The sequence below is a fragment of the Stenotrophomonas sp. STEN038 genome (assembly GCF_056759895.1).
Map to the genome: position 1 here is coordinate 64,485 of NZ_JBRRDW010000013.1, position 12,542 is coordinate 77,026.

Sequence of the window (12,542 nt, forward strand, 5' to 3'; positions counted from 1 at the left end):
AGGATTCGAGTGCAGCCCATGTCAGCAAGCAACAACCCATCTCCGTTCGACATCGCCCAGCGCGATGGTGCCCGTGGCCCGCTCAGCGGCGTGCGCGTGCTGGACCTGAGCGCCTATATCGCCGGGCCGTACGGCTGCACCCTGCTCGCCGACCAGGGCGCGGAAGTGATCAAGGTGGAACCGCCGGTTGGCGACAACCTGCGCAAATACCCGTCCACGCTGGAGGCCGAGAGCCGTGCCTTCCTCGGCGTGAACCGCTCCAAGCGCGGTGTGGTGCTGGACCTGAAGGAAGCCGACCAGCGTGCGGTGCTGATGCGCCTGGTGCGCGAGGCCGACGTGCTGGTGCACAACTTCCGCCCCAGCGTGCCGGCCCGTCTGGGCATCGATTTCGACAGCCTGAACAAGATCAATCCGCGCCTGGTGTATTGCGCGGTCACCGGTTACGGCGAGGACGGTCCGCTCAAGGACAAGGCCGGCTACGACCAGGTGCTGCAGACCATGACCGGCATGTGCGCGATGCAGGGCAAGCCCGGCGGTGCGCCGGAAATCCTGTACGGCTCGGTGGTCGACTACTACGCCGCCGCGCTGGTGGCTGCCGGTGTGTCATCGGCATTGTTCGAACGTGAACGCAGTGGCGAAGGCCAGTACGTGGGCGTGTCGCTGCTGCGCAGCGCGCTGACCATGCAATCGGCACGGATGATCTGGGCCGAAGGCGAGCCGGAAGGCGTGGGCCGCGACATGCGTTCGGGCGGTGTCACCGGCATCCACCCGACCGCGCAGGGCCATCTCTACATCTCGGCCAATACGCCGCGCTTCTGGCAGGCGTTGTGCGACAAGATCGGCCTGCCGGCAATGGGCAGCGATCCGCGCTACGACACCGTGCGCAAGCGCGCCGAGCATTCCGACGAACTGCTGGCCAAGCTGCATGCTGCACTGGCTGCACGCAGTGCGCTGGAATGGGAAGCGCTGTTCGGCGAAGAAGTACCCTGCGCGGCCGCGCGCAAGGTCGAAGACATGTTCGAGCACCCGCAGGTGCTGGCCGAAGAAATGATCACGACGCTGCAGCACCCCTTGCTGGGCAGCTACCGCGGCATCACCCGCCCCATCGTGTTTGGTCGCACCCCCGGCCCGCAGCCGTTCGCCGCGCCGACCTTCGACCAGGACACCGCCGCTGTCATCGCCGCCGCCGATGCTGGCGACACCAACGCCTGATCCGGAGCACATCATGAGCACTGCATCCAAGCTCGCGCAGCTGCGTGAACTGTCCGTCGTCGTCGCCGATACCGGCGATTACGACGCCATCAAGCGCCTGCGCCCGGTCGACTGCACCACCAACCCGACGCTGGTGAAGAAAGCCCTCGACCTGCCGGTTTATGCCGGCCTGATCGAGCGCGAGCTGCAGTGGGGCCGTGCCCAATCCGGTGACAAGCAGGCCATCGCCAATGCCGTGGTTGACCGCCTGACCGTCGGCGTCGGCACCATGCTGGCCGAGCTGGTGCCGGGCCGCGTGTCCACCGAAGTGGATGCCGACCAGGCGCACAACACCGAAGCGACGATTGCCAAGGCGCGCGAGTTCATCGCCATGTACGAAGCGGCCGGCGTGCCGCGCAGCAAGGTGCTGATCAAGATCGCCGCCACCTGGGCCGGCGTGGAAGCCGCGCGGGTGCTGCAGGCCGAAGGCATCGACTGCAACCTGACCCTGATCTTCAACCCGACCCAGGCCCTGGCCTGCTCGGAAGCCGGTTCCTTCCTGATCTCGCCGTTCGTCGGCCGCATCCTGGACTGGTACGTGGCCAACGGCCAGACCCCGGCCAACATCGACGAAGACCCGGGCGTGGTGTTCGTGCGCAGCGTGTTCGCAGAGTTCAAGCGCCGCGGCTCCAACACCGTTGTCATGGGTGCCTCGTTCCGTTCGACCGCGCAGATTGAAGCGCTGGCCGGCTGTGATCGCCTGACCATCTCGCCGGATCTGTTGGAGACGCTGGGCGCTGATTTCGGCGAGCTGCCGCGCAAGCTGGTCGCTGGTGCTGCTGAAGCGGTGAACGTTGCTGCGATTGATGAAGCGAAGTTTGATGCGGATATGGCGGCTGATCCGATGGCCACCGAGAAGCTGGCTACCGGTATTGAGGCGTTTGCCAAGGACCTGCAGACCTTGCGTCAGCGGATTGCGGATGAGTTGGGCGGCTGAGCGGAGCTGGCCGACAAACGTAGTGCTTGATACCTCCCTTCTCCCGCCTGCGGGAGAAGGTGCCCCGAAGGGGCGGATGAGGGGAGCTTCTAAAGCTTTTAAAAGCTTTTGCTCTACGTGCTCTAAAAGCGCCCTCACCCCAACCCCTCTCCCGCGCGCGGGAGAGGGGCTTTCAGATCGCATGCTACTTGCAGGCTTTGTTTTCACCACGCTTTTCGACACCCGGCTCCCTCTCCCTCGTGCCGGGGTCACCGCAGCCGGCCCCCTGTGCCTGGTTGCGGCTTTTCTCCCTCAGCGCGAAATCATCTCGATGAAACGCGCGACCCGTGTGTAAGGCGGCCGCAGCAGATCACTGCCGGCCCGGCGGGTTTGCCATAGCACCGGCAGACGCTTGCTCATCGCATCGAAGCCGGCCTTGCCGTGATAAGCACCCATACCACTCGCTCCAACGCCACCAAACGGCAAACCGTTGATCGCGAAATGCAGCAAGGTGTCGTTGACGGTGACGCCACCGGCAATGGTCTGGCCAACGATCTTCTCCACCGTCGCCTTGTCATGGCTGAAGGGATACAAGGCCAGCGGCCGCTCGCGACCATTGATGGTGGCGATGGCCTCGTCCAGTGAGCGATAGCTGCGGATCGGCAGGATCGGCCCGAAGATCTCGTCCTGCATCACCGTCGCGTCATCGCCCGGTTGCAGGATCAAGGTCGGCGGGAACAAGCGCTCGCTGCGCGAACGCTCGGCATCGATATCGGCCAACGGCAACACCCGCAGGCCACGCGCACGCGCGTCATCCACATAGCCCTGCAGGCGCTGGTACTGGCCTTCGTTGATGATGCGGCTGTAATCGGATGCATCGCTGAAATCGCCGTAGCGCAGCCGCACCTGTGCACGCAGCGCGGCAACCAGCGCATCAATACGCGCTTCATCGATCAACACGTAGTCCGGTGCGATGCAGGTCTGGCCGGCGTTGAACCACTTGCCGGTGGCCAAGCGTGCTGCTGCACCTTCCACTGGATAATCCGCTGCCACCAGCGCTGGCGATTTACCGCCAAGCTCAAGCGTCAACGGTGTCAGATGCTGCGCAGCGGCCGCCATCACCTTGCGGCCAATCGCAGTGGAACCGGTGAACACCAAGTGGTCGAACGGCAGGCCGGAGAACGCCGATGCCACACTGGCATCACCCTGCACAACCGCGACCCGATCGGCGGGAAACATCTCGGCCAACAAGGACTGCAGGAAGGCAGAACTGTTCGGCGTGTGCTCCGATGGTTTGAGCATCACGTGGTTGCCAGCAGCAATCGCGGTTGCCAGCGGCACCAGCGCCAGATTGACCGGATAATTCCATGGCGAGATCACCCCGACCACGCCCACCGGCACCGGCCGCACCTGCGCCCGTGCCGGCCAGAAGCGCCAGCCAACACCAATCCGTTCCGGCTTCATCCAGCCGCGCAGGTGCGAGAGCAGATGGTCGATCTCGCCAGTGACGGTCATGCCATCGGCGATCACCGATTCGTGTTTGGAGCGATGGCCAAAGTCGGCGGCAATCGCCTCGGTCATCTCCGGAATACGCGCCTTGAACGCGGCGCGCAGACGACGCAGATCCTCCCGACGCTGTGTGTAGTCCGGCTTGTGCTGCTGCCAGGCGCCACGCAGCCGGGTCAGCACGGACTGCAGGTCTTCGCTCTGTGGAACCACTGGATTCATCGGCATTGCTCCGGTAACGCGGGATCGCGCTGCCGGCTTCGCATACCTGTGCAGGGGCTGTGCGGAGTTCCGCATTCGTCCCCGGCCTTTCGTGCTATCGGCCCCGCCCCGCCTTCAACACCATGGAAAAAGGCGCCATTGCGCCCGACACGGCGGCACTAGAACCGCCAAACAAACGCCACACTCGGGAGGGAGTATGAGGGGTTTACCGAAACGCTGCACCATCGCCACGGCCATTGGTCTGGCGCTGTTACCGGGCCTGGCCATGGCCCAGCAAAACACCACTGGCGAGGGGGCCAGGACGCTGGACAAGGTCGAGGTCACCGGCTCGCGCATCAAGCGCACCGAGATCGAAGGCATCGATCCGGTGCAGATGATCACCGCCGAGGACCTGGAGCATCAGGGCTTTGCCAATGTCTACGATGCGCTGTCCAACATCACCGCCAATACCGGCGTGTTCGTCGGCGAGGAAAGCACCAACAACTTCAACGCCAATGCACAGGCCTTGAACCTGCGCGGCTTCGGCCCCGGCTACACGCTGGTGCTGCTCAACGGCCGGCGTATTCCGATGCTGCCCAAGCCATCCGGCACGGTCAGCGGCAACGTCACCAACCTGGCGATGATTCCCACCTCGGCGGTGGACCGCATCGAGATCCTGACCAGCGGCGCCTCGGCCATCTACGGCTCCGATGCGGTCGCCGGCGTGGTCAACGTGATCCTCAAGGACAAGCTCGAGGGCACCACCCTCTCCTATCGGCATGGCGATACCGTGCACGGCGGCGGCCGCTCCGAGCGCGTCTCGGTCACCAGCGGCTTCGAGCTCGGTGATACCCAGGTCACCGCTGGCCTGGAATGGGATCGCCGCTGGGCGATCAAGGGCAATCAGCGCGACTGGTTCGACTCGCCCGAACGCTCGCCCGACCCTGATTATCGTGGTGCTACCCAGGTGATGTCGTTCTGGGACCGCGATACCGGTTGGGACCTGCTGGACCTGACTCCGCGCTGCCAGGCCCAGGGCTATGACTCGGTACGGCCCGGCTGGGCCGGAAGCGGCAGCGGCAGCGAGAAGTATTGCGGCGACAACGATTTCGACAGCTACACCATCCGCAACGGCCGCAAGCGCCTGTTCGGCTTCCTCAACCTGACCCACCAGCTCGGCGAGCACGAGCTGTATGCGACCGCGCTGAGCACCCGCTCACGCGCCGAGGCCGGCATGTACCGCTACGGCTTCGCGGTGGACTACGAAGTGGTCGACGACATGCAGGCCGCCCAGCCCAACCCGATTGCGTGGCGCCACGCCTACCGTACCTTCCGCAACGATGAATTCCCCGGCAGCAACCAGGAATTCAAGGAAGACAACGACGTCATCATCGCCGGCCTGCGCGGTGCGCTGGGCAAGTTCGACTACAGCGTGAACTACAACTACGGCCGCTACCGTTACCGGGATACGGTGGAACGCTTCAACGACAAGGCGATGCTGTCGCTGATGTTCGGCCAGCAAGGCCGCGACTGGTCTTTCCCGTGGGCGGGCAGTCGCTGGGTGCAGGTAGGCAAGAGCCAGCTTGATGCCAACCATGCGCCGAACGCCAACATCGACTTCTTTGGTGATCTGTCGCCGGAGATGTTCCGCGACGCCATGCATACCTCGGTTGGCGATGGCCGCTCGACTTCGCAGTCGTTCAGTGCCGACCTGTCCGGCAGCCTGTTCGAGTTGCCGGCCGGTCCGCTGGCGTTCGCTGGCGTGCTGGAAGCTACGCGCGACAGCTACCGCTTCATCACCGACCAGCCCACTGTAGATGGCGAGATCTACGGCTGGAGCGGCATCCGTGGCAAGGGCAAGCGCAACCACTACGCGCTGGGCACGGAGTTCTCGGTGCCGTTGCTGGCGGCGGGTTCCGGTTTCGGCCAATGGGACGCCAAGCTGGCCGCACGCTACGACCACTACGACGATGCCTCCGATGTCGGTGGCGCGTTCACCTGGCAGGCCGGCCTGAGCTGGCGGCCGAGTGATTGGCTGTTGTTCCGTGCCTCGCATGCCACCTCCTTCCGCGCACCGGACATGCACGTGATGTTCGCCGAACGCAGCTCGTCCTATACCAGCGGAGTTGATTACCTCGGCTGCGTGCAGGGCGAAGGCCTGCAGCGCGGGCAGAGTTGGCAGGCCTGCGGCAATGATTACGGGACCGGCTCGATCCGCCAGTACTCCGAAGGCGACCCTGGCCTGCATGAGGAAAGAGGCAGCAGCGACACCATCGGCATGGTCGCGCAGATTGGCCAGAACCACTCATTCACGCTGGACTGGTACCGCATCAAGCTGGAAGAACAGGTGGGCCTGATCGGTGCCGACGCGACCCTGCGCTACGCCGCCGAGTGCGCGCTGGGTTACGACCAGCAAGGTCTGGACGTGGACCCCAACTCGCCCAAGTGCCAGACCATGTTGGCGCGGGTGGAGCGCGGTGGTCGCAACAACGACGTGCTGTCGGTGATCACCAGCCCGTTCAATACCGGCATGTACCAGCAGAACGGCATTGATGCGAGCTGGAGCTCAAGCCTGCCCACCGACAACTGGGGCAAGTTCTCCGCACGCCTGAGCTATACCCACATCCTCAAGACCTTGAGCCGCTACCTGCCCGAGGACGAAGTGGAGAACATCCGCGACCGGCAGTGGAACAGCGAATTCCGCACCCGCTCCAACATGACCCTTGGCTGGGAGTACAAGCGCTTCTCCAGCTACCTGCACTTCAACCGCCTCGGCTCCTCGCCGGTGCGTTGGGCCGACCAGTACGAACGCTTCAAACCGTGGATGACGGTGAACCTGTCGCTGGGTTATCGCGCCACCGAACAGCTGTCCTTCAACCTGGCGGTGGTCAACCTGTTCGACAAGACGCCCTACCGGCACTCGTCGGAGAAATGGTGGCCGTATGCGGACATCAGCAAGTACAACCCGGTGGGCACCGAGTACTTCATGACGGTGGAATACAAACTATAGAACCCGCTGGCTGATTGATTCCCTCAACCACCGCAGTGCCTTGTCGCTGCGGTGGTTTCTTTTTGCATGGAATCGGCGAGTTGATCGAACCATGCGATGCAGACTTCGTGGCCCGGGTAAGCGCAGCGCAGCCGGGATGAGAGAGCCTGCTGATTGCCAGCAGACTGATGGTTCCTGTTCCGATATCGCCATGCAGGTGGTCGTTCGCTTTGCTGGCTGCGTATGCGCGCTTCGCGCCACCCTCTCCCCAGCCCCTCCCCCGCAAGGGCAGAGGGGCTTGGTGCATTGCGAGTTCCAGCAATGCGTGCGTCTGCGGTTCTAGGCCCTCTCCCCTTGCGCGGTGAAAGGGGCCGGCTGACGAACCGAAGGTTCGTAGCACCTTGAACGACCTTGCGCTTGCGCTTGCGCAAGGGCCGGGGCGCGGGGCGAGGGTTGGGGAGAGGGACGCGAAGCGCAAGCAAGGCACGATGAGACAGACACGGTCCATCTCAACCGACGCATCGCCTATGGCGAAGCTTTCTGATTCCAATCCGGCGTCGCCAGACCGCGCAGGTGGCGCACGAAGAAATCGAACTTGCGGCGCTGGATGTAATCCACCGGCTCCTGCGAACGGCCCACGCCGTGACCGGTGCCCGGCACCGCAAGCAGGTCGAAATCCTTGCCGGCACGGATCAGCGCGTCAGCCACCTGATAGGTCGAGGCGGGATCAACGTTCTCGTCCTGCTCACCGACGATCAACAGCAGCTTGCCCTGCAACAGCGACGCATTGTCCACGCCCGACGCGCGGCTGTAGCTGGCGTCCACCGGCCAGCCCAGCCACTGCTCGTTCCAGCTGAGCTTGTCCATGCGGTTGTCATAGCAGCCGTTGTAGGCCACCGCCACCTTGTAGAACTGCGGATGGAACTGCAGCGCGTTGAGCGCGTTCTGGCCGCCCGCCGAGGCGCCGTAGATACCGACGCCGGCACTGATGTCATAGGACGCATCACGCGCCGCCATCGCCTTGTGCCAGGCGATGCGATCGGGGAAGCCGGCATCGCCAAGGTTCTTCCAGGCTACATCGTGGAAGGCCTTGGAGCGGTTCATCGTACCCATGCCATCGATCTCGACCACGATGAAGCCCAGGTCCGCCAACGCCTGCAGGCCGATCAACCGCTCGTTGCTGGACTGCGAGTCGAACGGCCAGAATTTTTTCTGCACCGAAGCATCATGCGGGCCGGCGTAAATGCTCTCGATCACCGGATAGCGCAGTGCGGGGTCGTAGTTGCTTGGGCGTACCACCAGCCCCCAGATCGGCGTACTGCCGTCGCGGCCGGGTGCAGAGAAGGTTTCCGGTGCGCGGTAGCCGGCGGCGAACAGCGCGCTGGCATCGCCACGTTCGATGGTCTGCAACAGCTTACCGTCGCGCGCATCGCGCAGCTCGCTGATGTTGGGCTGATCCAGCCGCGACCAGGTATCGACGTAATGGTTGTTGTCCGGTGACAGACTGATCTCATGCCAGCCATCGCCCGGCGTCATGTGCTGCAGGTTGCGGCCGTCAAAGTCGATACGATAGAAGTGCTGCATATACGGGTCGCCCGGCTCACGACCGTTGGCGGCAAACCAGATCTGCCGGCGCGCGTCATCGACCTTGATGATCTGCCGCACCACCCACGGGCCGCGGGTCAACTGCTGCAGGCGGCCACTACGGCCGTTCACCATGTACAGGTGGTTCCAGCCATCGCGCTCGGACATCCACACGATCTGCTCGCCACGCTTGCCGACATCATGGAACTCGGCGCGGTACCACCAGCTGTTGACGAACGTCTTGCTGTTCTCCTCAACCACGCTGCGCGACTTGCCGCTATGCGCATCCACTTCGATCAGGCGCACCTGTTGATGGCCACGCGCCGTATAGCGGAACACCAGGGTCCTGCCATCGGCGCGGAACTGTGGCGTGGTGATCTCGTAGGCATTGGCGAACAGCGTCGTCGGCACCTCGATGCGCCTGCCACTGTCCACTTCGAAGATCACCGGGCGATCGATATCGACCGGATCGCCGGCCTTTGGATACAACTGGGTGCGTACCCGCGGCTGCAGCTGGTCACGCGGCGCGGTTTCCACCCGCGTTACCTGCCGCGGGTAGCCGGGCGTGACCCGCAACAGCATGAAACGCGAGGAATCCGGTGACCAGATGATGCTTTCCGGATCATAGAAATCGGTGGCCGTGCCGTCGCGCGCCAACACCCGCACACTGCCATCAGCGAGATTGCGCACGATCACGCTGGCATCGCGCACCTGCGCCTCATGGCGTCCATCCGGCGAACGTTGCGGCGTATCGTCGGCAGCCACCGACAGGTCTCGCACCACGCCCCAGCCACGCGGGCGCGGACTCGGTCCGGGCTCGCTCCAGCGCGCACAGCGATGGGCCTCTGCCAGCTCGCAACGCATCCAGCCGCCATCCACCCAGGCACGCAAGGCGCGGCCATCGTCTTCCAGCGTGTAATCGGAGAACGGCAGGCGACGACCATCCACGCTGCGCCCCAGCAGCGGCGACAGTGCCGTCGCCAAACGCGTTTGATCGAAGGCCGGCTCGGCCTGCGCCTGACCCATGCTGCGGCTCACGAACTCGAAGCCGCCCGGCACGGTACGCCGGTAGCGATAGCGCTGCGCATCCGTCCAGGTCGCAGGCCCGGCCAGGCCCTGGGTCAGGTACATCCACTGCTCGCGCAGCTGCAGCGAACGGCTGAAGGCGGCCTCGTCCGGGGCCGGTGGCGCGGTCGCCTGTGCCAGCAACGGTGAAGCGGCGCAGATCACGCCAAGCACCAGCAAACGGGCGTGATGGTGGATTCTCCCGGATCGAAGCATGCAGCGTGTCTCCTTGCGTTCAAAGGTCAGGCAAATGGCCGGTCGATGGCCGGCGATGGCGGAGTGAACCAGCGCGCGCCCTCGGCGGTCACGTAGAAGTGATCTTCCAGACGCACGCCGAAGCTGCCTGGCACCACGATCATCGGTTCGTTGCTGCAACACATGCCCGGCGCCAGCGGCAACGCATTGCCGCGCACCAGATACGGCGCTTCATGGATGGCGAGACCGCAACCGTGGCCGGTGCGGTGTGGCAGCCCCGGCAGCCTGTAGTCCGGGCCGAGACCGGCCGCCTCCAACACCGTGCGCGCGGCCTGATCAACCACCTCGCAGGGCACGCCCGGACGTACCGCATCGAACGCGGCCTGCTGCGCCGCACGCTCCAGGTTCCAGATCCGCAACTGCTCGGCATCGGGCTCACCGAAGATCCAGGTGCGGGTGATATCCGAGTTGTAGCCCTGCACCGCACAGCCGGTATCGATCAGCACCAGCTCACCGCGACGCAGGTGCTGCACGCCGGGAATGCCGTGCGGGAAGGCCGTCGCATGGCCGAACTGCACGATGCAGAAGGTGGAACCGCCATCGGCACCCAAGGCGCGGTGCGCCTCATCGATGAAGCGCACCAGAGTGTCGGTGCCGATGCCTTCATGGGCGATGCCGGCCGCCAACTGCTGCACGAACAGGGTCATGTCGCAGGCCTGCTGCATCAAGGCGAGCTCGGCCGGCGACTTGCACATGCGGCAGCCATCGATGATGGTTGCCGCCGAGTGGATGGACGCCGCACCCAGATGTGCAGCCAAGCCGACCTGGATGCGGAACGGTGCCTCCGGGTCCAGTGCCAGTGTCCGTGCGCCGCGCTCTGCCATGGCCGCGGCCACCACCGCATGTGGATCTTCGTGCTCTTCCCACAGCCGCTTGCCAACCGCGATGCGCAGCACCGCATCCAACGAACCTTCCTCGAACGCGGGGCAGATCAGCAACGGCTCGCCCTCCAGCGTCAACAACAGCGCCACCAACCGCTCCGTGCCACCCCACGGCACGCCGCAGAACCAGCGCAGCGAGCTGCCGGCGCTGACCAGCAGCGCATCCACGCCCTGCTCGCGCATCAGCGTGCGTGCACGCTGCAGGCGCTGTGCGCGCTCCTCGGCACTGATGGCCGGCGCGCGGTGCGGCCACGGCACCAGCTGGGCGCGTGCCTGTTCGAGGGTGAGATGTCCGATCTGTGCGTTCATCGCGAGGCTCCAATGTCGTCGGTGGTCCAACGCTGGTCGATCCAACGCAGCAAGCCACCGGGGTTGCGGTCGCGCAGCTCGGTCGGGAGCAACGCATCGGGCACATTGTCGTATGCCTGCAGGGCGCTGAAGCGCAGGATTGCCGCCGGCAGGCCCACCGCGGTGAAAGCGGGCTGGGTGGATGCAGGAAACGGCCCACCGTGCTGCTGCGCTGGGCTGACCAGCACGCCGGTCGGCATGCGGTTGCAGATCAGCCGTCCCACCCGCGGTCGCAATAGCTCAGCCACTGACTGCCATGCCGCATCATCGCTGCCGTCGTTGGCGCGGTACAGGGTGCCGGTGAGCTGGCCTTCCAGGCTTGCGGCGATCGCCTGCATCTGCGCCACATCATCTACCCGCAGCAGCAGACTGCTGGGGCCGAAGGCCTCGACCTGGAAGCCCGATGGCGCAGCCAGGAATGCCCCGGCGTCGACTTCGAACAGGGTCGGCGCATGGGTGACACCCACACTGCCCGGCGCACCGCCACACAGCAGGCGAGCGCCTGCATCGCGCAGGGCGGTGATCGAATGGCGCAGCGATGCCAGCACCGCCGGAGAAAGCAGCAGCTGCGGCGTGGTTTCGACAAAACGGCGACACACCTGTTCGACGAACCCATCACCGGCTACGCCACGCGGCACGATCACCAAGCCCGGGTTGGTGCAGAACTGGCCACTGCCGAGCAGGCAGGAGCCGCTGAACTCGTCCGCCAGCGCCGCGCCACGTTCGGCCAATGCCCCCGGCAGCAGGAACACCGGATTGAGGCTGGACAACTCACCGAAGAACGGCGTTCCCGCGGCATCGGCGGACTGCTTCAAGGCCAACCCGCCAGCTCGGCTGCCGGTAAAGGCAATCGCCCCTAGACGCGAGTCTGCGGCCATCGTCAGCCCCAATGGCGCTGCCATGTCGTACAGCAGTTGCACCGTTGCAGCCGGCAAACCGACGGCTTCGGCGGCGCGCTGCGCGTGTTCGGCCAGGCGCTGGCTGGTGCCCGGGTGCGACGGGTGTGCCTTGGCGATCACCGGGTTGCGCGCAGCGATGGCGGCAGCGAAGTCGCCACCCGAAACCGCATTGAAGGCGAACGGGAAATTGTTCGGCCCGAATACCAGTACCGGCTTGCCCAGCGGGGCATGACAGGAACGCAGACCTGCGGCAGTGTCGACTATCGGGCGGGTCCAACTGGCGCTGCGTGCCGCCTGTGCGGCCAGACGCAGCTGGTTGCAGGTACGCGGCAGTTCGTTGCCGCGCAGGCGGGTGGCTGCCGGCAAGCCAGTCTCGGCATGGGCCAGCGCCACCAGCGCTTCTACATCGGCCTCCAACGCGGCCGCATAGCCTTCAAGGAACGCAGCAATGCGTGACGGCTCAACCGCCGCCAACAATGGTGCAGCGGCGCTGGCAGCAGCCAGCGCCTGTTCCACATCGGCCGCGCCGCTGCGCGGAAATTCAACGCCAATGGCCTGCCCGGAGGAGGGATCGATTGCGCGGAAGCTGCCCGTGCAATTGTCTGCGGCACGCCATTGGCCTGCGATAAGTAGCGGCGCGACCATAT

7 protein-coding genes are annotated in these 12,542 nt (G+C 65.1%); 3 read left to right on the plus strand and 4 right to left on the minus strand.

What is annotated here, in order from left to right; translation table 11 throughout:
* Nucleotides 1–18: 18 nt before the first annotated feature.
* Together ACVOLS_RS07675 and ACVOLS_RS07680 are read left to right on the plus strand one after the other, a co-directional pair.
* The gene (locus tag ACVOLS_RS07675; protein ID WP_481545125.1) at nucleotides 19–1,212 is read left to right on the plus strand and encodes a CoA transferase; all 1,194 of its coding nucleotides are present in this window, start codon (nucleotides 19–21) and stop codon (nucleotides 1,210–1,212) included.
* 13 nt (nucleotides 1,213–1,225) lie between these two features.
* Entirely contained in the window at nucleotides 1,226–2,188 is a 963-nt protein-coding gene (locus ACVOLS_RS07680; protein ID WP_481545126.1) for a transaldolase, read from the plus strand.
* Nucleotides 2,189–2,479: 291 nt separating this feature from the next.
* Here ACVOLS_RS07680 and ACVOLS_RS07685 read toward each other — a convergent pair whose 3' ends face one another.
* Nucleotides 2,480–3,895 (minus strand): coniferyl aldehyde dehydrogenase, encoded by a 1,416-nt coding sequence (locus ACVOLS_RS07685; RefSeq protein ID WP_481545127.1) that lies wholly within the window; start codon nucleotides 3,893–3,895, stop codon nucleotides 2,480–2,482.
* 196 nt (nucleotides 3,896–4,091) lie between these two features.
* Here ACVOLS_RS07685 and ACVOLS_RS07690 point away from each other — a divergent pair, with 196 nt between their 5' ends.
* Nucleotides 4,092–6,884 (plus strand): TonB-dependent receptor plug domain-containing protein, encoded by a 2,793-nt coding sequence (locus ACVOLS_RS07690; protein WP_481545128.1) that lies wholly within the window; start codon nucleotides 4,092–4,094, stop codon nucleotides 6,882–6,884.
* A gap of 504 nt (nucleotides 6,885–7,388) precedes the next feature.
* Here the strand turns inward: ACVOLS_RS07690 and ACVOLS_RS07695 are convergent.
* From ACVOLS_RS07695 to ACVOLS_RS07705, 3 genes are read right to left on the minus strand one after another with little or no spacing between them, the layout of a single operon-like run.
* A complete protein-coding gene (locus ACVOLS_RS07695) occupies nucleotides 7,389–9,728 on the minus strand; it encodes a S9 family peptidase (RefSeq protein WP_481545129.1) in 2,340 nt (779 codons plus the stop codon).
* Nucleotides 9,729–9,754: 26 nt separating this feature from the next.
* A complete protein-coding gene (locus tag ACVOLS_RS07700; protein ID WP_481545130.1) occupies nucleotides 9,755–10,957 on the minus strand; it encodes a M24 family metallopeptidase in 1,203 nt (400 codons plus the stop codon).
* Nucleotides 10,954–12,540, minus strand: coding sequence for an aldehyde dehydrogenase (NADP(+)) (locus ACVOLS_RS07705; RefSeq protein WP_481545131.1), 1,587 nt, complete (start codon nucleotides 12,538–12,540; stop codon nucleotides 10,954–10,956). Before ACVOLS_RS07705 ends, ACVOLS_RS07700 begins: the two co-directional genes overlap by 4 nt.
* Nucleotides 12,541–12,542: the final 2 nt, after the last annotated feature.